At 63.4% G+C, this 20,012-nt stretch carries 23 protein-coding genes; 15 read left to right on the top strand and 8 right to left on the bottom strand.

Annotated features, from left to right (window positions below; translation table 11 throughout):
- Positions 1-43 precede the first annotated feature (43 nt).
- From QFZ88_RS06465 to QFZ88_RS06455, 3 genes are all read right to left on the bottom strand, one after another.
- On the bottom strand, positions 44-376 hold the full coding sequence (locus tag QFZ88_RS06465) for a hypothetical protein (RefSeq protein WP_024923701.1): 333 nt from the start codon (positions 374-376) through the stop codon (positions 44-46).
- Between the two features lie 181 nt (positions 377-557).
- Positions 558-1,196, bottom strand: coding sequence for a hypothetical protein (locus tag QFZ88_RS06460; RefSeq protein WP_024923700.1), 639 nt, complete (start codon positions 1,194-1,196; stop codon positions 558-560).
- A gap of 59 nt (positions 1,197-1,255) precedes the next feature.
- Positions 1,256-1,900 (bottom strand): hypothetical protein, encoded by a 645-nt coding sequence (locus tag QFZ88_RS06455; protein WP_024927821.1) that lies wholly within the window; start codon positions 1,898-1,900, stop codon positions 1,256-1,258.
- A gap of 161 nt (positions 1,901-2,061) precedes the next feature.
- Between QFZ88_RS06455 and QFZ88_RS06450 the strand changes: the two genes are divergently transcribed.
- The 4 genes from QFZ88_RS06450 to QFZ88_RS06435 all read left to right on the top strand — a co-directional run bounded on the left by QFZ88_RS06450 (position 2,062) and on the right by QFZ88_RS06435 (position 4,792).
- Positions 2,062-3,168, top strand: a complete 1,107-nt coding sequence (locus QFZ88_RS06450) for an OmpA family protein (RefSeq protein WP_024923698.1) — start codon at positions 2,062-2,064, stop codon at positions 3,166-3,168.
- Positions 3,169-3,315: 147 nt separating this feature from the next.
- Complete coding sequence (locus QFZ88_RS06445) at positions 3,316-3,705, top strand: hypothetical protein (protein WP_024923697.1); 390 nt, start codon at positions 3,316-3,318, stop codon at positions 3,703-3,705.
- A gap of 126 nt (positions 3,706-3,831) precedes the next feature.
- Positions 3,832-3,963 (top strand): hypothetical protein, encoded by a 132-nt coding sequence (locus tag QFZ88_RS06440; protein ID WP_275040842.1) that lies wholly within the window; start codon positions 3,832-3,834, stop codon positions 3,961-3,963.
- 343 nt (positions 3,964-4,306) lie between these two features.
- Positions 4,307-4,792 carry a GlcG/HbpS family heme-binding protein gene (locus tag QFZ88_RS06435; RefSeq protein WP_024923695.1) on the top strand — a complete coding sequence of 162 codons (486 nt, stop codon included), beginning with the start codon at positions 4,307-4,309 and terminating at the stop codon, positions 4,790-4,792.
- A 24-nt stretch (positions 4,793-4,816) separates the two neighbouring features.
- On the opposite strand, the gene QFZ88_RS06430 is transcribed toward QFZ88_RS06435, so the two are convergent.
- Positions 4,817-4,993, bottom strand: coding sequence for a hypothetical protein (locus QFZ88_RS06430; protein WP_161773048.1), 177 nt, complete (start codon positions 4,991-4,993; stop codon positions 4,817-4,819).
- 440 nt (positions 4,994-5,433) lie between these two features.
- On the opposite strand from QFZ88_RS06430, the gene QFZ88_RS06425 reads away from it, so the two are divergent.
- Both QFZ88_RS06425 and QFZ88_RS06420 read left to right on the top strand, forming a co-directional pair.
- Positions 5,434-5,862, top strand: a complete 429-nt coding sequence (locus QFZ88_RS06425) for a hypothetical protein (protein ID WP_137901925.1) — start codon at positions 5,434-5,436, stop codon at positions 5,860-5,862.
- Positions 5,863-7,114: 1,252 nt separating this feature from the next.
- Entirely contained in the window at positions 7,115-7,378 is a 264-nt protein-coding gene (locus QFZ88_RS06420; protein WP_024923693.1) for a hypothetical protein, read from the top strand.
- A 421-nt stretch (positions 7,379-7,799) separates the two neighbouring features.
- Here the strand turns inward: QFZ88_RS06420 and QFZ88_RS06415 are convergent, their stop codons facing one another.
- Positions 7,800-8,147, bottom strand: a complete 348-nt coding sequence (locus tag QFZ88_RS06415; protein ID WP_024923692.1) for an ArsR/SmtB family transcription factor — start codon at positions 8,145-8,147, stop codon at positions 7,800-7,802.
- A 167-nt stretch (positions 8,148-8,314) separates the two neighbouring features.
- Here QFZ88_RS06415 and QFZ88_RS06410 point away from each other — a divergent pair, with 167 nt between their 5' ends.
- Positions 8,315-9,490, top strand: a complete 1,176-nt coding sequence (locus QFZ88_RS06410; RefSeq protein ID WP_024923691.1) for an MFS transporter — start codon at positions 8,315-8,317, stop codon at positions 9,488-9,490.
- 7 nt (positions 9,491-9,497) lie between these two features.
- Here the strand turns inward: QFZ88_RS06410 and QFZ88_RS06405 are convergent, their stop codons facing one another.
- A complete protein-coding gene (locus QFZ88_RS06405; RefSeq protein WP_024923690.1) occupies positions 9,498-10,346 on the bottom strand; it encodes a protein-L-isoaspartate O-methyltransferase family protein in 849 nt (282 codons plus the stop codon).
- Positions 10,347-10,432: 86 nt separating this feature from the next.
- Complete coding sequence (locus QFZ88_RS06400) at positions 10,433-11,743, bottom strand: Nramp family divalent metal transporter (RefSeq protein WP_244431138.1); 1,311 nt, start codon at positions 11,741-11,743, stop codon at positions 10,433-10,435.
- A 327-nt stretch (positions 11,744-12,070) separates the two neighbouring features.
- On the opposite strand from QFZ88_RS06400, the gene mntR reads away from it, so the two are divergent.
- A complete protein-coding gene (mntR, locus tag QFZ88_RS06395) occupies positions 12,071-12,526 on the top strand; it encodes a manganese-binding transcriptional regulator MntR (protein ID WP_024923688.1) in 456 nt (151 codons plus the stop codon).
- A gap of 32 nt (positions 12,527-12,558) precedes the next feature.
- Here the strand turns inward: mntR and QFZ88_RS06390 are convergent, their stop codons facing one another.
- On the bottom strand, positions 12,559-13,449 hold the full coding sequence (locus tag QFZ88_RS06390; protein ID WP_024923687.1) for an SDR family oxidoreductase: 891 nt from the start codon (positions 13,447-13,449) through the stop codon (positions 12,559-12,561).
- A 138-nt stretch (positions 13,450-13,587) separates the two neighbouring features.
- Here QFZ88_RS06390 and QFZ88_RS06385 point away from each other — a divergent pair, with 138 nt between their 5' ends.
- The 7 genes from QFZ88_RS06385 to QFZ88_RS06355 all read left to right on the top strand — a co-directional run bounded on the left by QFZ88_RS06385 (position 13,588) and on the right by QFZ88_RS06355 (position 19,952).
- Positions 13,588-14,436 (top strand): helix-turn-helix transcriptional regulator, encoded by an 849-nt coding sequence (locus tag QFZ88_RS06385; protein ID WP_024923686.1) that lies wholly within the window; start codon positions 13,588-13,590, stop codon positions 14,434-14,436.
- 200 nt (positions 14,437-14,636) lie between these two features.
- Entirely contained in the window at positions 14,637-15,572 is a 936-nt protein-coding gene (locus QFZ88_RS06380) for a neutral zinc metallopeptidase (protein WP_024923685.1), read from the top strand.
- A gap of 12 nt (positions 15,573-15,584) precedes the next feature.
- Positions 15,585-16,502, top strand: a complete 918-nt coding sequence (locus tag QFZ88_RS06375) for an aldo/keto reductase (protein ID WP_024923684.1) — start codon at positions 15,585-15,587, stop codon at positions 16,500-16,502.
- A 156-nt stretch (positions 16,503-16,658) separates the two neighbouring features.
- Positions 16,659-17,927, top strand: coding sequence for a TCR/Tet family MFS transporter (locus QFZ88_RS06370; protein ID WP_024923683.1), 1,269 nt, complete (start codon positions 16,659-16,661; stop codon positions 17,925-17,927).
- A 173-nt stretch (positions 17,928-18,100) separates the two neighbouring features.
- Positions 18,101-18,445 (top strand): ArsR/SmtB family transcription factor, encoded by a 345-nt coding sequence (locus tag QFZ88_RS06365; protein WP_024923682.1) that lies wholly within the window; start codon positions 18,101-18,103, stop codon positions 18,443-18,445.
- Between the two features lie 28 nt (positions 18,446-18,473).
- The gene (locus QFZ88_RS06360; protein WP_024923681.1) at positions 18,474-18,959 is read left to right on the top strand and encodes an SRPBCC family protein; all 486 of its coding nucleotides are present in this window, start codon (positions 18,474-18,476) and stop codon (positions 18,957-18,959) included.
- Between the two features lie 138 nt (positions 18,960-19,097).
- Entirely contained in the window at positions 19,098-19,952 is an 855-nt protein-coding gene (locus QFZ88_RS06355) for an alpha/beta fold hydrolase (protein WP_024923680.1), read from the top strand.
- Positions 19,953-20,012: the final 60 nt, after the last annotated feature.

The following is a 20,012-nucleotide window of genomic DNA, read 5'->3' as shown; positions in this document are numbered from 1 at the left end:
GCGACGGCGCCCGGTCACCGCGTGGTGACCGGGCTGTCCTTCGTTATTCGGTGATGGTGTAGTCGCTCATCTGGCAAAGATCCTGGGTGTCCTCGAGATCGTCGAGATCATCGCCCTGGAACTCGAAGCGCATATCGTATTTGCAGGCGCGGCGACCGTCCTTGATGGTGATGGTGACGCTGCCGCCGGGCGCCAGCGCGTTTTGCCCGAACACGTCCTCCTCCCAGTTATCCTCGCCGACCGGCGAGGTGTAGAAGGCATTGAGGACGGAGTTGGTGCCGTTCTTCAGTGTAAACACCAGATCGTCGGCCTTAGCCGATCCCATGACGGCAAGCGTCAGCGCCGCCGCTGAGGCGGCGATTGTCCAGTTCTTCATTTCAAGTATTCCCCAGCCCGAAATTGAGCCATTGTTGTTATAGGCAGGCGCCGCGCGCGCCGCCAGCCCGTCTCGAATGGGCCAAGGCGAACAATTTTGATCCCCCGGCGGCGCTGCGCGGCGGCCGGCTGGCGGGTTTGCCTGCCACGTGGGTGCAAACCTCGCGCGGGGCTTCTTCGGGCTAGTTGGGGCAGGTGGCGGGCTGGCCGTTGAGGCCTTGCGCTTGCCTGGCGAAGGTGGCGGCGGTGTCGCCGCCCTTGCGGCTGAGCTTGACCACATAGATGCCGTCGAAATCGTCGCCCTGCCATTTGGGCACGCTGTCGGGATCGCCGTCGTGATCCTTCATCAATTTGCGCGCCAGCTTGACGAGCTGCTTGTGCTCCCAGGCGACGAGAACAAGCGCATTGGCGTAGGCCTTGTCCTCGAGCCTCGCCTGCAGCTTCGAAATGTCCTCGACGCCGATGCCGGCATTGACCGGCAGGCCGAAGGCGATCGCCGTCGGTTCGACGGTGGCAAGCGGCCTGACATAGTCATAGGCCTCGCCCTGGTCGGTCTTCTGATCGGCCGGATTTGGCGCGAAGATGGCGGCCGGCACCCCGAACCGCGCCTTGACGACCGCCGGCAGGCGCAGCGACCGGTTCAGGCCCTGGCAATTGAGCTGTCCCAACCCCTGCGGCGGTTTTTCGCCGTGGCGGATCAGCACGATGGTCTCGGTGCCGTCGGCGGCGCTGGCGGGGGTCGTCGATGGTAGAAGCGCGAAGGCGAAAGCCACGCCGGCGCTGATGGCGAATACGGTCCGGCGAACGGCTTTGATGGGCATGGTTTCGCTACCTTCCTGTTCGAACTGGCGCTTATCCCGCCTGCCGCCTGCGTCGGAAGCTAACTCTTGGCATAGATGCCGGTGCCGAGCGAGGCGTTGTCCGCTTCCCACGGCATTGCCCAGCTCATCACATAGTCGGTGCCATTGATGGAGCCGAGGCCAAGAAACGTCCCGGCCTGGCGTTGGGCAAGCCAGTAATCCTTGTTGAATTCCGAATAACCGGCGCCGCCGATCTTGTTTCCGCCGCTGTAGAGATCGACCTGAACGGTACGGTAGCCCAGTTCCGGGATTTCCGAAGCTCGCTGGATTTTCAGCGTGCCATTGGCGAGCGCCTCGGAGAAACCGGCCAGCCTGGCGGTGCCGTTTTGAGCGGCATTGGCCATAACCTGCTCGCGCAATTCGGCATCGCCGAGTTGAGGCTGGTCCTTCACGACCCAGCTGTCGGCCCCGAGCGACTGCAGCCATTTCGCTTTTTCCGCCGAGACGATCGCTTTGGCGAGATTGCCGCTCTCTTGCGCGCTGCCTGAAACAAGCTGCTGAATTTTCAACAACGCGTCGGACACAGTGGGAGACAGCGAGCGCGTGGAAACCGGGTTGAGACCAGAAGCAATCCGCCCAACAGGGGCTGGGCTGCCTGCCGTCGTGACACTCATCAGCTTTAGCGCCGCAGTGGCCGTGGTGGAAACCGTATTCACCAAAACCATGATTACCCCCTCCGTACTTTCCCATTCCAGAGTATAGCGGGAACGTTAACTGTCCATTCTCTCAGGCGCTGGGGCTGTGATGCAGGCCCCGAAGCGCTGTTGCTTGTCGGTCAGCGCCATGTGTGATTTTCTTGGCCTCGTCTCATCTGGGAGGGGGAACCATGAGAACGCGCTTCTTCGCTTTGGCCGCGAAACTGCTGGCCGCAACGTTTTCATTGCTTGTCGGCGCCACCAATTTCAGTTTCGCCGACGCAACCGTCCCGACGGCAGACATTGACGGCGCTTCCGACAATGCCCTCGTCAAGCGCTATGAAGGGTCCTTCATCGTCTCGTATGAGAAGCTGGCCTATACCGACTTCAGCCTGCCGCTGTCGCCGCTCAAGGTGAGCCAGGATCCCGACGCGCGCGACAAGAACAACAACCGCGTTTTTGCTCCCGACAAGAAGATCGACGCGGAAGGCGCCCTTACCCGCATCGCCTATGTGCTGCCGGCCCAGCGTTCGCCGCTGGAGGTGCTTCGCAACTATGAGGACGTGATCGCGCAAGGCGGCGGCGAAGTGCTGTTCCAATGCAAGAAGGAGGAATGCGGCGGCGCCTCGGATCGCTCGTCCGATGGCGGCGGTGGCGATATGAGCCTGACCATGTATTCCTTTTCGGCATCGGACCTTAAGGACGCCGATTTTAGCAACGGCAAATGCGCGTTGGCGTCCTCGATTGCCGACCAGCGCTATTTCACAGCCAGGATGCCCCAGGACGGCGGTGACGCCTATGTGGCCGTCCAGACCTACACGCTGATGGACACGCTCTATTGCAAGGAACTCAACGGTCGAACCATTGCCATCGTCCATGTGCTGGAACCCAAGGCGCGCGACAAGAAGATGGTTGTCGTCGAGGCCGCGAAAATGCAGGAGAGCCTGACCGCCAACGGCTCGATCTCGCTCTATGGCATCTATTTCGATACCGACAAGGCCGACATCAAACCGCAGTCCGATCCGACGCTCAAGGAGATCGCGACGCTGCTCTCGAACGAGCCGAAGATGGCGGTTCTGGTGGTTGGCCATACCGACAACCAGGGCAGCTTCGATCACAATGTCGATCTGTCGTCGCGCCGGGCGAATGCGGTCAAGTCCGCGCTGGCAACCCAATATGGCATCGACACCAACAGGCTGACCGCGGCCGGGGCCGGCATGATGGCGCCCGTTGCTTCAAACGACACCGATGACGGCCGCGCCAAGAACCGGCGCGTGGTGCTGGTCAAAGCCAATTAGGGGACGCAGGCGGCCGACTGCTCCAAACCCATCCCGATCACGATTGTCGCCGGCATCCGATTGCCTTTGGCGGCCTTCCGGGCCATGCGGTTCCATGGCAGGCAATAAGAGCGATTGCCGCATCAGGCGCAGCCGGGGAGGGCGGAAATGTCCGAAAGCATCCAGCCGAAAATGGCCAGGCACGAGGTTGCCAGGGATTATGTGGACTTCCTCAGGACAGCGCTGACGGTCTTCACCTGGACGGCGCTGTGCACGGCGGTGACCGTCTTCGCCTGGAGCCCGGCGCTGATGGAGTACGGTCTCCTTGCCAAGGGGCTGGCGGTGGTGGTTTCTTTCGTCGCGCTGACAACCACGATCGGCGGTGCCTACAGCCTGGTGCTGGCCGCCTATGCCCTGCGCAAGAAGATCGTGCGCCACGCGCCCTGGGCCATCCTGCTGCCGGTGGCCTTTTTCGGCCCCATCGCGCTGTGGGCATTCGGGCTGGTGGCGGTGGCGATATTCCTGGTGCCGATGATCAAGAACATCGCCCAGTTCTAGCCCGTGGGGATGGCTGTCGCGTGTCTTCTGTCCGCATTCGGAGAGGGCTTCGAAGAGCGGGGGAGGGCGGGACGTGAAGCTAATCGTGTATCGTGGGGACGAATAATGCGCTGAGCGAGGGGGCTGGTGAGCGCTGTTCAATCGCACATGCAGCCGCTGACGACCGAGGACATACCGCGCGGCGAACGGCTGGCTTTCGTGCATGATTTCATCGGCCGTCTTGATTTGAACCCGCGCGGGTCGCAAGCGCCATCATAGACATCGCCTACGAAGCCGGCTTCTCCGACATCTCGTCGTTCAACCAGGCCTTCCGCCGCCGCTTCGACGCGTTGCCTTCGGCGGCCCGGATACCTCGGCCTGCCTCGCAGAGGCATGGGAAGTTCGGGCGCCTCGCCGGCGTTGCCACTTTGGCGAGCTTTTGCTTGTCGGCCCGGATCGCATGTGGTTTCTTGAATTTGACAAGTTTCCCGGGCGTGGGGCCTCCGCTGGAATGGAACAAGAGGAGGGCGCTATTCCGTCAAATATCTCGATCGATTCCGACAACTTTCAATCATCCCGGCATGTTCATGCCAGGAGCTCGACAAACGTTTGGGAGGCTAAGATGAAGAAACTTGTTTGCGCGTCTTTTGCTCTGTTTGCGATCGGATCGGCGGCATCTGCCGAAGAGTTGCACGAAAGAAATATCTCTTTGGCAACGGCAACCGAACTGGCTCAAGAAGGCGTCGCGGCGTGCAGTGCCAAGGGCTACAATGTCTCGGTCGCGGTGGTCGACCGCGCCGGCTTGCTCCGGGCGCTTTTGCGGGCCGATGCCGCTGGTCCTCACACCGTCGGTGCCGCGCAGGCAAAGGCGTTCACCTCGGCTTCTTCTCGTTCGCCGACGAGCGCGATAGCAAAAACGGTGCAGGAAAATCCCGGGGCCGCCGGCGTGGCCGACATTCCCGGATATCTGGTCCTCGCCGGTGGCGTTCCCATCAAGATCGGCGATGAAACCATCGGTGCGATTGGCATCGGCGGCGCCCCTGGCGGGAACCTGGATGAAGAATGCGCCGTGGCTGCCTTGGACAAGGTCAAGGACAAGTTGAAGTAGATTCTGCCTGGGCTGTTTGCATTTTCATCCGCCGCCCGCCTTCGCGCCGGCGGCGGAGTTCGTTTTTCGCTTCTTCGCCCAGGAGAACACCGCCTGCGGCCCGCTCGGCTCACCCGCCGTCTTGCCCTTTGCCGGCGCTTGGACAAAGATTTCACAAGAGGCATTGGGGGAGTGGACGTGGCGGGCCTTCAACGTGAGCATGGCAGAAATGCCCGGGATGTTTCGCTACTCGTGCATAGTTTGCTGTGGGCGGCGCTGTCGGTTGCGGCGTTTTACACTGCTGGGCCGTATTCGTTCGCGAGCTGCTGGGTGGTAATCCCGATATACATACGACCACTCGTCTGGATGTATTTTGCGTTCGCCGCTTATTGTGCCGGGACACTTCTGTTGTCGGCGGCAATCCCCACGCTGCGGCAGACCAGCTACTTCCAAATCGCCGGACACGGCATAATTGCAGTCCTCGGAATAGTTGTTTGCGGGCTGGCTGCGACTGCTGCTGCCGGGCAGGTAAGCTGTCTCTAGGCACCCCAAGTGCCGCTCTTTCATGTCTGAATCCTCCGAAGTCTTTGCGTGATAGTTTGTAGTGCTCGACAGCAATAGGACCGCGTGATTTGCTCTCCCAAAGAATCGGGGGAAAAAGCATGGGGAAAACGTTTTCGCTCAACCTGTCGATACTGGCGTTACTCTCGGCTCTAGCAATTGCCGGGTGTCAGTCATCTAGTGAGGTTTCTCATGGACCCGCGAAAAGCGCGGGCGGTTGGCTCCAATATGACGCCGCCATGCGTCAGGCCGACAAAATGCGCGCCCGCAACAAGTTGCCAGTTTCCATCCAGTGCAGGGTCGTCGGTGGAACATCTTCCGATCCTGTTCGCGCTGTCAAAGTCAAATGGTCTTCGACCGACAAGGCCATCCGGTGGACGTGGGCTGTGGGCAATGATCGTGATTTTGCGAACGCAAATGCCGCCGCCGCCGCTAACGGCCTTAGAATAGCGTCCAAATCTCGTACGATCGATGAGCGAACCAACCTACCCTCGGTCTGCGCGATCTGGCACAGCAGACCAGGAAAATGAGAGATACCAAGCCGCGTGCTTCTGGCGCCGAGCTTAGCCTGTCATCTTTCAGCGACCAGTCTCTCACGAGGCCTTTGCGCACACTTAACCGAGACGGCAATCTTCGGCGGCCGTTGCCTACCAGCGCGCGTAGAGGACTATGTGCCTTTGCGGGAGACTAGTCGCGGCGTGTCAAACTCCGAAGGTTCGTTAACACGCTGCGAAGTGAAATCCGATGCGTTCAAAAGCCGCCCAAGACGCGCCTCTATGCAGCCTATGCAAAGGAACTCTTCGTCGGTCAGGCCGTGCTCGTTGGGAACCATAGGCGGCATGCCCGCTTGGGCCCATATCTCAGGTAGCACCATGTACCACTCCCAAGTTCCCTTGGTTACCGGGCGCGGCGTCGTATCTAGCCCGCAATCCTGGCAAATGGCCCCCATCCGCAACGCCTCTCTGAGAATCCAGCCAGGGCGGATGCCACGGCTTTGGCCAAGATATCAGATGGCTCCTAAAATCTCGCGCCGGGCTACCCTCCCGACTGGCTGCTGGCCATGGCCCGAAGCCATGATCTCCAAGTGTCGAGGCGCAGCAGCTTACCCTGCTAGCTCTAAGCCGCCTGCTTCTGGCGCTTCAATCTGCTTTCGATCTAACGCCGCGTAAGGGTTTAGTTGCGATCCGAAGGCCGAATCTATCGATACAGCGTTGGATCTCTGGCCTTTTCAGTTCTGCAATCCCCCGCTCGCTGGACGGCGATCGCAAAAGCCCTCTCGTAGACGTGGATGGCTTTCTGGAACTTAGACCGATCTGGCGTCAGATGCTTATCCATCCCGTCGTACAAAATGACGGGGAGAGCAAGCATGGCTCTACCACCTTCAGTCGGCTCAAACCGGCATCTCTGCGTCACGGCGACCATATCGCCGGCCATTGTCGCAGCCTTGCTCAAATAGGCGTCACTCTTCCCAGCCAAGAAATTGATGTTGTTTCGCTCCCCTTGTCCGGCTGAAGCAGACGACGCAGCGAAGCAAATTCCTGCACAGAATGCAGCGACAGCGAGCCCAAATTTCATTAGTCCCCCAAAATTATCTCCGGAACTTACGTTCCCGCATAGGTGAATAGCTGTCAAAGTTTTCCGCTGCGGGGCTCTCGGCAAAAAACTAGTTTTATTTAACGCAATAAATATGGGCTAAGTGACGATTTCCCCGAAAAGGTTGCCGTCTTGCCCTTTGCCAGCACCTGGGCAAAGCTTTCATGACGGGCATTGAGGAGAATGGGCATGACCAAACCAATGGATCTGGGCAACCCGGAAGACGCATGGCAGTTGCGGGCTACGAGCGTTACGCAGAGTTTCGGTGTCGCATTGCGTGAGCTGCACGACAGCAACCCCTGGCCTGACCAACCCTTCCTGCCTTTGGCCATCAATCACCTGATGACCGAATTGTGGGATCAGCGGTTCAGCCAAACAGATATACGGGAAGCTTTCGAGACGGCGATTGCGGACCTGCCGAGATATGCGGGCGGACAGGAGCGCAGGCGTTAGCCACGATCTCGCAAAGTCTCCGCGCCACGCCCAACCCACCACCGCCGCCCGCGATCTTGAGGGCGACGACAACTATTAATAATTTCGCATCGTTTCGATTGCCGAGCAACGGAAGACGGAATACTGCTTCCCGATGAAGAAATTTTGGCCCTTGTTCTTTGCTGCCAGTCTGGGATGCCTGATCCTGGCCGGGTACAGCCTGTACACGGGTGGTAGCGTTGCGTCTCCCAGGGAAGCGCAATGCTCTCGTATCCTTCAAAGATACGCCAATGAGGGACAGCCGCCCGAGCGGGGTACTGTCGACTATTTCGAATATGCGGATTGCTATCGCATTATCTGCGATCCCGAACCGAGTTCCTGACCTTTCGCGGGGTAGCGCTATCAGCCGCCCGATTGCGGCGTCTGTCTGCCCTGCCGCCCCTCAACCCGCTTCGAACGCTTCCTCGATGCGGGGGATGGCTTCCAGGCCGGCGCCGGCGATGATGCTGTCGAGCAGGCCGGGGAAGCGGCTGTCGAGATCGGCGCGGCGCAGCGTGATGAGGCGGCTGGTGCCGACCACTTCGGTGCGGGTGATGCCGGCTTCGCGCAGCTTGGCCAGGTGGTAGCTGAGATTGGTCTTCGAGCCGAGCGCCAGGAAGCGGCTGCAGTTCATCGGCACGCCCTCGCGGCGGGCGAGGTGGGCGACGATGGCGAGCCTGGTCGGATCGCCGAGCACGGAGAGCACCAGCGGCAGGCTGATCTGGTCGGTGGTGGGGTGCGGCAGGGTCATCGACATGCGCCCAAGGTAAGGCCTGTTTCGGCCCGGTTCAATGCGCCGGCAAACCGCCGGTTGCGCGGTCCACTGACATGAGGCTGACAGGAGCCTTGTGGCATGGAATTGACAAATCGCCAAGTCAGGTTCAATTGTTCAATGATTTTTGAACAAAGGATCATGCCATGGACAAGCGCATCTTCTGGCTCGCGCTCGGTTCCTTCACCATCTCGACCGAGGGGTTCGTCGTCTCCAGCCTGTTGCCGGAGATCGCCACCGACGCCGGCATCTCGGTGCCGCTGGCCGGCACCCTCATCACCGCCTTCGCGCTGGCCTATGCGGTCGGCGCGCCGGTGCTGGCGACGCTGACCGGCGACTGGGACCGCCGCCGCGTCATCCTGTGGACGCTGGCCTTCTTCGTGCTCGGCAATGTCGTGGCCGGGCTGTCCTCCTCCTTCGCCGTGCTTCTGGCCGCCCGCATCGTGATGGCGCTGGCGTCCGGCCTGTTCGCCGCGACCGCGCAAGCGACAGCGGTGGCGATGGTCGACAGCCATCACCGCGCTCGCGCCATCGCCGTCGTCGTTGGCGGCACAACGGTGGCGGTGGCGATCGGCGCACCGCTGGGCGCATTGCTGGCGACCTTCGCCGGCTGGCGCGGCACCTTCTTCGCCATTGCCGCCTTCGGCGCGCTGGCCGGGCTGGTGCTGGCATGGCGGCTTCCACGCGGCATGACCGGCACGCGGCTGTCGCTGCAGGCGCGGCTGGGCGCCGCGCTGCGCCCCGGCGTGCTGCCGGTGCTGGCGACGACGCTCTTGGCGCTGACCGGCGCCTTCACCGTGTTCTCCTACATCGCGCCTTTGGCCATGCAGGGCGCCGGCCTCGGCGAGATCGCGCTGCCGGCGCTGCTGCTCGCCTTCGGCGTCGGTGCGGTCGCCGGCAACATCGCCGGCGGCCAGCTGGCCGACCGCATCGGCGCAACGCGCACGGTCGGCGGGTCGCTGGCGCTTTTGACCGGCATCATGGCGCTGTTGTCGGCGGTGCCGGCGTTGCCGCCCGCGCTGGCGGTGCCGCTCTTGTTCGCGCTGATGGTGCTGTGGGGCCTGATCGGCTGGGCGCTACCGCCGGCGCAGGCCAGCCGCATCGTCAAGCTGGCGCCGGACGCTGCACCCATCGTGCTCTCGCTCAACGCCTCGGCACTGTATTTCGGCGTGGCGCTGGGCGCCGTGGTGGGCGGCGCGGTGCTGCGCTTCGGCGGGCCGGTCGACCTCGGTGTCGTCGCCGCGCTGTTCCCGCTGGCGGCGCTCGGCGTGCTGCTGGCCAGCCGCCGTGGCGCCGAGCCGGCGGCGGTGCCGGCGGAGTAGGTCGCGTTTAGTTCGGCCTGCCGTTTGCCGTAAGGCTCCGCGACGAGAACCAGACATCGCCGAAGATGGCGGTGGCGGTCTTGTCCGGGGCCTTTTTCGCGGTCAGCACCAGCGAGCGGCTGTGCTCGGCTTCTGCGCGAGTGGGAGCCTTGGTGGCGGCATCGCTGTGCGAGGCGCCGACGCAGGGGATGAACCAGGAGCGCATGAACGGATCGCAGGCAAAGCCCTTGTCGAGGCGCGTGACCATGACGGCGAGCCCGATCGCCTCGGACGGCCGCCAGGGGAAGACCAGCCGGCCACCGGGCTTGAGCGCCTGCAGCCATGATGCCGGCGGTGCCACGACACCGGCGCAGACATAGACGATGTCGGCGGCGGGCAGCTCCGCTTGCACGGCGTCGGCGTGGATCACGGTGACGTTGTCAAAGCCGGCGAGGTTTTCGCGCGCCCGCTTGGCGAGATCGGCTTCGAGCTCATAGGCCGAAACGCTGCCGCCGGGCGCGACCAGCTTCGACAGGATGGCGCTGTAGTAGCCGGTGCCGGCGCCGACATGGACGACATGTTCGCCGGGCCTGGGCGCCGCCCTGGCCATCCACATGGCGTGCAGCAGCGGCTCGCCATTGTTGATGCCCTTGGCATGGTCCAGCGCAACGAGGTTGTTCTGGTAGATGTAGACGGGATCGGCGCTCGGCGTTTCGACGGGATGCTTGAAACCGGCGACGATGGTCCACGGGCCGGGGCCAAGGAAGGCTTCGCGCGGTACGGTGGCGAAGGCCTTTTCCAGGCGCGGGTCCTGGGCGCCTGCCTGCAAGGCGAGCAGGCGGGCATAGAAGCGGCGGACTTCGGCGATCTTGGTCATGGCGCTCGGTCAAAAATTTGCGGCGGCGCGGAATTGCTTCCGCGCCGCCGTTCATCCTAGCGCATTTTCGCGAATTGCAACCGGGCTTAGCCGAGCCCGATGATGGTGTCGTAGAGCAGCTTGAAGTTGAGGCCGAGGATGAGTGCTGCCACCACCCAGGCCAGCACCGCGACGCCGCGCGAGATGGCGAAGGAACCCATCTTCTCGCGGTCCGAGACGAAATGGACCAGCGGGATGACCGCGAAGGGAAGCTGCATGGACAGGACGACCTGGCTGAACACCAGAAGCTCGGCCGTGCCCTTTTCGCCATAGAGCGCGGTGACGACGACCACCGGGATGATGGCGAGGCCGCGGGTGAGCAGCCGGCGCGCCCATTGCGGGATGCGCAGATGGAGAAAGCCCTCCATGACGATCTGGCCGGCGAGCGTCGCAGTCACCGTCGAATTGAGGCCCGAGGCGAGCAGGGCGACGGCGAACAAGGTCGAGGCGATGCTCAAGCCCAGCAGCGGCGACAGGAGCTGGAAGGCCTGGCCGATCTCGGCGACGTCCTGGTTGCCGCTGCCGTGGAAGGCGACGGCCGAGACGATGAGGATGGCGGCGTTGACGAACAGCGCCAGCATCAGCGCGATGGTGGAATCGAGCGTCGCCCATTTGATGGCGTCGCGCTTGCCGGGTTCGGTGCGCGGATAGGCGCGGGTCTGCACGATGGAGGAGTGCAGGTAGAGATTGTGCGGCATGACCGTGGCGCCGATGATGCCGATGGCGACATAAAGCATGGCCGGGTTGGTGACGATCTCGGACGAAGGCACGAACAGGCCATGCAGGATCGAGCCGGCCGGCGGCGCTGCGGCGAAGATCTGCACGGCGAAACAGCCGAAGATGACGATGAGCAGGGCGATGACGAAGGCTTCGAGATAGCGGAAGCCCTTGTTCATCAGCAGCAGCACCAGGAAGGCGTCGAGCGCGGTGATCAGCGCGCCGCCGATCAGCGGGATGCCGAACAGAAGGTTGAGCGCGATGGCGGTGCCGATGACCTCGGCGAGGTCGCAGGCGATGATGGCGAGTTCGCAGGCCACCCACAAGGCGTAGGCGACGGGCTTGGGATAATAGGCGCGGCAGGCCTGGGCGAGGTCGCGGCCGGTGGCGATGCCGAGGCGGGCGGCCAGCGCCTGCAGGAGGATCGCCATCAGGTTGGACAGCATGATGACGAAAAGCAGCGTGTAGCCGAACTGGGCGCCGCCAGCGAGGTCGGTGGCCCAGTTGCCGGGATCCATATAGCCGACGGAGACCATGTAGCCAGGGCCCATGAAGGCGAACAGCCGGCGGAACCAGACGCCGGTGGTTGGCACGGCGATGGTGGAATTGACCTCCGGCAGGCTCGGCCTGGCATCGCCCATCGGCCGGAAGAATTGCCTGCCGGCGGATAGCGTGTCGGCGGTCTCGGCGTCTTGCATGCTTATGATCCTGCGGGGAATGTATGAACTGGCAGGGTGAACTTATGCCCATGCTCAACATTATGCAATATGCTATATTTCATTGTCTTGGCTTTTTGATTGTGCCAGCTTTTTCGCTTAAGGGGCGACTAGAGCGCTGTTCCGCTTCGGGTGGTGCAGCACGAAAAAGGGCGGGTTTCCGGTACGTTCGGCGTGGCGGCATAAATGTCCCTGAAAAATCAAAGCCCATGCTATAAAAGCGGAAGGCCGGATCAGTCCTGGGAGAAACGATTGGCGTCGAGACCGAAATCCGTTCCGCGCGACGAGCCGCTGCCGGATGCCGAAGTGCATTCGGAAGGTTTTCGCCAGACCCGCGAAGCGCGCCGCAGCGCGCTGGTGGAGGATTATGTCGAGCTGATCGCCGACCTGATCGAGGACGGCAACGAGGCGCGCCAGGTTGATATCGCGGCGCGGCTGGGCGTGGCGCAGCCGACGGTGGCCAAGATGCTGACCCGGCTGTGCGCCGACGGGCTGGTGTCGCGCAAGCCCTATCGCGGCGTGTTCCTGACCGACGCCGGCCGCAAGGTGGCCGAGGAAAGCCGCGACCGCCACCAGACGGTGGAGGCTTTCCTGCGCGCGCTGGGCGTGAGCGCGGAGACGGCGCGCATCGACGCCGAAGGCATAGAGCACCATGTCAGCGCCGAGACGCTGGGAGCCTTTCGCAAGGCGATGGCGAAGGGGTTGTAAGGGCCGCGGGCTACAGGCCCCGGGAGCCCCGCTTAGTTTTTAAAGTAGCCCGGCCCGTCGACATCGGCGATCAGCCCCGGCTGGTTCGGGTGCCAACCAAGCCATTCCCGGGTCTGTGCGCTCGACGTCGGATTGTCCATCGCCGCGAAATGCGCAAGCCAGCCGAAATGGGCGTTCGCTTCCTCGTGCGACAGGCTGACGATAGGGAGCTGCAAGCGGCGACCGACGACCTCGGCAATCTCGCGGAACGGAATGCCTTCCTCGGCAACCGCGTGGTAGCGGGCGCCGGCCGAACCCTTCTCAACCGCCAGCCGGAAAAGTCGTGCGGCATCGATGCGGTGTACGCCCGGCCAGCGGTTCTGTCCGTCACCCACATAGGCCGACGCGCCTTTGCGGCGTGCAAGATCGATCAGCATCGGCACGAAGCCGTGATCCCCCTCGCCATGCACCGAGGGCGCGAGGCGCAGAACCGAAACATTGATGCCCCGGCTTGCAAGCGCTGCAGCGGCTTCTTCCGACGCGACACGCGGATTCGGGCCGGAAATGGCCGCATCGTTTTCGGTGGCGAGCGGGCGTCCCTCAAGCAGGCCGGTCGCCGAGGTGACGACCAAGGGGCGACCGGAACCGGAAAGCGCCGAGCCGAGCGCGTCGATGACACGCCGGTCGGTCTCGCAGCTCTCCTTGAATTTCGAGAAGTCGTGGATGAAGCCGGTGTGGATCACGCCGTCGGCGGCCGCCGCGCCACGGCGCAGGCTGTCGAGGTCATCGAGCGAGCCGCGATGCGCGGTGGCTCCAGCCGCCGTGAGGGATGCAGCCGCACCCTCGGAGCGGGCGAGGCCGATGACCTCGTGTCCGGCCGCGAGGAGGTCCTGAACCACGGCGGAACCGACAAAGCCGGTGGCACCAGTAACGAATATACGCATGAAGATGGTCTCCTGACTGGAATGGAGACCGATGTGGATCAGTGTGATATCCTGGTAAAGTAGTGATGTTATACAGGTATAATAACTAACAGGACGAACATGCCGGTCGTTGGCGAAAATCAGACGAGCGTGGTCTGCATGGCGGAGAATGCGCTCGGCAACTATCTGAAGGGGCTGCGGGCGAAGCTCGATCCGGCAGCCTTCGGTCTTTCAGGCGCGCGGCGGCGCACGCCGGGCCTGCGGCGCGAGGAGGTGGCGCAGCGCGCCAACATCAGCGCCACCTGGTACACCTGGCTGGAGCAGGGGCGGGGCGGTGCGCCTTCGGCCGACGTGCTCAACCGCATTTCGCGCGCGCTGATGCTGACCGATGTCGAGCGCGAACACCTGTTCCTGCTCGGGCTCGGCCGGCCGCCGGAGGTCCGCTACCGGCCATCGGAAGGCGTTTCGCCGCGCCTGCAGCGCGTGCTGGACGCGTTCGAGATCAGCCCGGCCTACATCAAGACCGCGACCTGGGACGTGGTGGCGTGGAACGCGGCCGCGGCCGCGGTGCTGACCGACTACGGCATGCTCGCGCCCGAACAGCGCAATATTCTGCGCCTCGTCTTCCTCAATCCACGCGTCCGCGCAAAACAGACGGACTGGGAAGGCGTCGCCCGGTTCGTCGTGGCGGGTTTCAGAGTCGATGCCGCGCGTGCAGGCGCCGGCGAAAACGTCCGGGCGCTGGTGCAGGAACTCAGCCTGCTGAGCCCGGAATTCGCCGAGATGTGGCGCGAGACCGACATCCGCGCTCATTTTGAAGGCGCCAAATATCTGCAGCATCCCTCCGGCGGCATGATCGCCCTGGAGTTTTCGGCCTTCGCCGTCGACGGCAGGCCGGACCTCGGCATGGTGGTCTACAATCCGGCGACGCCGCAGGACGAGGAAAAGGTGCGGGCCCTGATCAAGGCAAGCGAAGCGGCAAGGAAGGCTCCGGCCGAACCCGCCTGAGCGCACCCGTTACAGCGTCGAAGCCAAAAGTGAAGATTGGCGTCCCGGCGCGGCCGTCTGTGCCAGAGTTGGGATGGGATTTTTCGGGCTTTCGCGCATGCCCGCCAAACCAAAAATCCTGTGACTTGCCACAACCGTTGCGATAACACTGATCGCATTCGGCCAAGCGGCCGAAGCGCTATTCAATACGAGGACTTGCCATGCTCTGGAGAGGTCGCCGTCAGAGTGACAATATCGAGGACGATCGCAGCGACAGCGGCGGTGGCACGCCCGGCGGCCTGGGTGGCGGCCCCGGCCAGTTTCGCATCCCGATCGGCGGCCGCGCCGGCGGCGGCGGTCTCTCGGGCATCATCATCCTGGTGGTGCTCTATTTCGGGCTGAAGTTCCTCGGCATCGATCCGATGCAGGTGCTGGGCGGCGGTGGCGGGCTGCTGGACAGCGGCAGCGGCAACGGCCAGTACACGCAGTCCGGCCAGCCCGGGCAGGGCGCGCCGGCCAATGACGAGATGAAGCAGTTCGTGGGAACGGTGCTGGCCGAGACGGAGGACGTCTGGAACGGCATCTTCAAGGCCAATGGGCTGACCTACGAGGAGCCGAAGCTGGTGCTGTTCAGCGGCCAGATCCGTTCGGCCTGCGGCTTCGCCTCGGCCGCTTCCGGGCCGTTCTATTGCCCGAGCGACCACAAGGTCTATCTCGACATGGCCTTTTTCGATCAGCTCGCCAACCAGTTCGGCGCATCAGGCGATTTCGCCAATGCCTATGTCGTGGCGCACGAGGTCGGCCACCATGTGCAGAACCTCACCGGCATCCTGCCCAAGTTCAACCAGATGCGGCAGCGCATGAGCGAGGTGGACGCCAACCACATGTCGATGCAGGTCGAACTGCAGGCCGACTGCTTCGCCGGCGTCTGGGGCCACTACACCGCGCAGAAGGGCCTTCTGGAGAAGGGCGACCTGGAGAGCGCGCTGAACGCGGCCAAGCAGATCGGCGACGATACGCTGCAGAAGAAGATGCAGGGTTACGTCGTGCCCGAAAGCTTCAACCACGGCACCTCCGCGCAGCGGCAGAAGTGGTTCAAGGCGGGTTTCGATTCCGGCAAGCTTTCGAGCTGCGACACCTTCAACAACCCGATCTGACGGCAGGCATAAATGGCGATTGAACGACGCATCGCGCTTGGCGCGGAGCTTTCCCTGTCGCGTCTGGTGTTCGGTGCCTGGCGGCTGCTGGATGGGCCGGAGCGGCCGGACGCCGAGGCGGTGGCGCGGCTGATCGGAACTGCCGTCGATCTCGGCCTGACCAGTTTCGACCATGCCGACATCTATGGCGATTACGAAGTGGAAGCTGCCTTCGGCGCCGGGCTGGCGCGCTGGAAGGGCAGGCGCGAGGCGATCCAGCTCGTCACCAAATGCGACATCATGCTGATCTCGGCCAACCGGCCGGACAACTGGATCGAGCACTACAACACCGATGCGGCGCATATCGCGGCCTCGGTGGAGCGTTCGCTCGTCAATCTTCGCACCGACTATCTCGACCTTCTGCTTTTGCATCGGCCCGACCCGCTGACGCAGGCCGACGAGACGGCGCGGACGCTTGAGGATGTGGTGCGTTCCGGCAAAGTGCGCGCCATCGGTGTTTCCAACTTCACGCCGTCGCAGTTCGACCTGCTTGCCTCGCGGCTGCCGTTCCCGATCGTCACCAACCAGATCGAACATTCGGTGCTGGAGACCTCGGCGCTCTATGACGGCCGGCTCGACCACGCGCAGCGGCTGCGCTACGCGCCGATGATCTGGTCGCCGCTCGGCGGCGGTTCGCTGTTCACCGGCAAGGGCGAACGCGAGGAGCGGGTGCGCAAGGCGCTGGCGCGGGCGGCGGAGGCGCATGGCGTCAACGACATCTCGGCGATGGCGATCGCCTGGCTGCTGCGGCATCCGGCCAGGCTGGTTCCGGTGCTGGGCACGATGAAGCCGGAACGGCTCGGCCAGCTGGTCAAGGCGCTCGACATCGATCTCGACCGCCAGCACTGGTTCGCCATTCTGGAAGCCAGCGAAGGCCACCCGGTGCCGTAAGGCTGACCGCCTGGCGGATTGCATCGCGAAAACGGCCTCGTCCTGGCGGCTGCTGTCAGGAGAAATGGCATGAGAACGTTCTTCCATTGTTCCTGTGACAAGCTTCGCCTATAAGGACCGTCCCGCCGCGGCCCGGCGGATGAGGGATGCGCGATCATGCTTGAAGCCAAGACCGCAAGGCGGGGTTTGATCCTCGTCTTCACCACGCTTTTGCTCGATATCATCGGCTTCGGCATCATCATGCCGGTGCTGCCTGCCTATCTGCAGGAACTGACCGGCGTCGGTGTCAGCGAGGCGGCGATCGAGGGCGGCTGGCTGTTCTTCGCCTATGCCGCCATGCAATTCGTGTTCGCGCCGGTGATCGGCGGCCTCAGCGACCGTTTCGGGCGCCGGCCGGTGCTGCTCGCCTCGGTACTGACCTTTTCCATCGACAATCTGATCTGCGCCATCGCCTGGTCCTATCCGATGCTGTTCATCGGCCGTGTGCTGGCCGGCATTTCCGGCGCCAGCTATTCGACCACCTCGGCCTATATCGCCGACATTTCGAACGACGAGAACCGGGCCAAGAATTTCGGCCTGCTCGGCATCGCCTTCGGCGTCGGCTTCGTCATCGGCCCGGTGCTGGGCGGCCTGCTTGGCACGTTCGGGCCGCGCGTGCCGTTCTATTTCGCGGCGGGCCTGGCCTTCCTCAACTTCCTCATCGCGCTGTTTTTGCTGCCGGAAACGCTGGATGAGAAACACCGCCGCCGCTTCGAGTGGAAACGGGCGAACCCGGTCGGCACTCTGCTGCAGATGCGCAATTATCCGGGCATCGGCTGGATCGGGCTGGTGTTCTTCCTGATGACGCTCGGCCACATGGTCTATCCGGCGGTGTGGTCGTTCGTTTCCAGCTACCGCTATGGCTGGAGCGAAACGCAGATCGGCCTGTCGCTCGGCGCCTTCGGCCTGTGCGGTGCCATCATCATGGCAACGGTGCTGCCGCGCGTCATTCCGGCGCTCGGCGAGTGGCGCACAGCGGCGATCGGCCTGAGCTTCACCGCCGCCAGCGCCATCGGCTACGCCTTCGCCATGCAGGGCTGGATGATCTACGCCGTCATCGTGGCGGGCTGCCTGGAGGCGCTGGCCGACCCGCCGCTGAGGAGCCTGGCCGCCGGCAAGGTGCCGCCTTCGGCGCAGGGCGAATTGCAGGGGGCGATGACCTCGATCTTCTCGATCACCTCGATCATCACGCCCTTGCTCTATACGGGGATCTTCTCATGGTTCACCGGGCCTGACGCGCCAGTGACGTTTGGCGGCGCGCCCTATGTGCTGGCGGCGTTCTTCCTGGCGCTGGCGGTGATCGTTTTCGTCACCAAGGTGGCGAGACCGACGCCGAAGGAAGTGGAACAGATGCATCCGCAGGAAAGTGCTGCCGGCGGGCATTGACCCCACGGCGAACGGGCATGGAAGGAAAGGCGGCTTCGGCCGCCTTTTTTGTTTTTCTGGCGGCATTTGCGGGCGGTTCGGGATGCGGCGAATTTTTATTCAACCAATTGGTTGACAATAAAATGCCGCTCCATATATTCAACTAATAGGTTAACAACTGAAAGGTTGAATGAATGGCAACGGACCCTCTCTCGCTCACCTTCGCCGCCCTGGCCGATCCGACGCGGCGCGCCATCCTGGCGCGTCTCGCCCAGGGGCAGACAAGCGTCGGCGAGCTCGCGGCGCCGCACCAGATGAGCCTGGCGGCGGTTTCCAAGCATATCAAGGTGTTGGAGACGGCCGGACTGATCAGCCGCGAGAAGGACGCCCAATACCGCTACTGCAAGCTCCAGGCCGGACCGCTCAAGGATCTGGACGGCTGGGTGGCAGCCTACCGGGACCTGTGGCGGGACAATCTCGACCAGCTCGACGCCTATCTCGCCGAGATGCAGCGCGGCGACGACACCAACAAGCAGTGACATTCCAGAAAAGCATAGGGAAACCGAAATGAACAAGATGCACGTCGAGGCCCCCGAGGGTGAGCCAATCGTCCGCATGACCCGCACCTTCGACGCGCCGCGCGCGCTGGTGTGGCGGGCCTGGACCCAGCCCGAACATGTCGCCCGCTGGTGGGGTTCACGCGCCATGGGCACCACCAAGGTGATCAAGCTCGATCCCCGTACCGGTGGCGAATGGCGCTTCGAGCACACCATGCATGACGGCTCGATCTTCATCTTCTTCGGCAAATATCTGGAAGTCGACGAGCCGGGCAAGCTGGTCAACACCTTCGCGCTGGAAGGCATGTTCGAGGACAGGCCGGTGATTGAAACCCATCGCCTCGAGGAGGTCGACGGCAAGACCCACTACACCGGCATTTCGCGCTTCGAGAGCATCGAGGACCGCGACGGCATGGTCGCCTCGGGCATGGAAGCCGGCGCGCAGGCCACCATGGACCAGCTCGAAGAACTGCTCGGCGAACTGGTAGCCGCCTGATTACTGGCCGCCTGATTTCAGGCTGCCGGACCTCTGGTCGGCCTTCGGGCCGGCACTTTCCGAACCTCTAGCGTACCCAACCGGCCGCATACGGTCCGGTTGGGGACCGCTGATCCCCCAAAAACACAGGAACATCCCATGAAACCGCTATCCATCGCGGGCGCGGCCTTGCTCGCGCTTTTTTCCACCCTCGCACCTGCCTCCGCGCAGGAGGCACCGGCACCGCAGCCGATCGAACTGCATCACCAGATCCGGGGCGAGGGGCCGCCGCTGGTGCTGCTGCATGGCGCCTTCATGACCATCGAGACCAACTGGGCGGGCAGCCTTGCCGAGCTTGCCAAAACCAACAAGGTGATCGCGGTGGAGTTGCAGGGCCATGGGCGCACCGCCGATCGCGACGGTGCGCTCAGCCACGAGGCGATGGCCGACGACGTCACCCGCCTGCTCGACAAGCTTGGTGTCGAGAAGGCCTCGGTGCTGGGCTATTCGATGGGCGGCAATGTCGCTCTGCAGATGGCGCTGCGTCATCCCGATCGTGTCGAACGGCTGGTGGTGGTGTCTGCCGCCGCCAGCGACAAGGGCCTCGCCGCCGGCCACAAGGAGATGGTGCAGCATCTTTCGGCCGATATGTTTGCCGGTACGCCGATCGTCGGCGAATACCAGAAGCTGTCGCCGAAGCCGGACTTCCCCGGACTGGTCGCCAAGATCAAGCAGCTCGAGCTGAAGCCGTTCGATCTGACGGCCGAACTCAAGGCGGTGAAGGCGCCGACATTGCTGATCGCCGGCGATGCCGATATCGTCACGCTCGGTCATCTGGCCGAGATGCACGCGGCGCTTGGCGGCCATGCCAATGGCGACGTCAACGGACCGTCCAGGGCGCAGATGCTGGTGCTGCCCGGCACCACCCATATGGGCGTGTTCGCTTATCCGGCGAAGGCGCAGCAGGTGGCCGCTGCCGCCAACGCCTTCCTCAGCGCGCCGGCGCCGAAGTGACCGCGACGCGACATTGAGAACCGGTGCACCCGGCAAACAAAAGGCCCCGCGATACGGGGC

It is taken from the genome of Mesorhizobium sp. YL-MeA3-2017, assembly GCF_030814575.1.
In the GTDB taxonomy this organism is placed as follows: Bacteria; Pseudomonadota; Alphaproteobacteria; order Rhizobiales; family Rhizobiaceae; genus Mesorhizobium; species Mesorhizobium terrae.
This window is presented reverse-complemented; position numbering and strand designations above follow the sequence as displayed.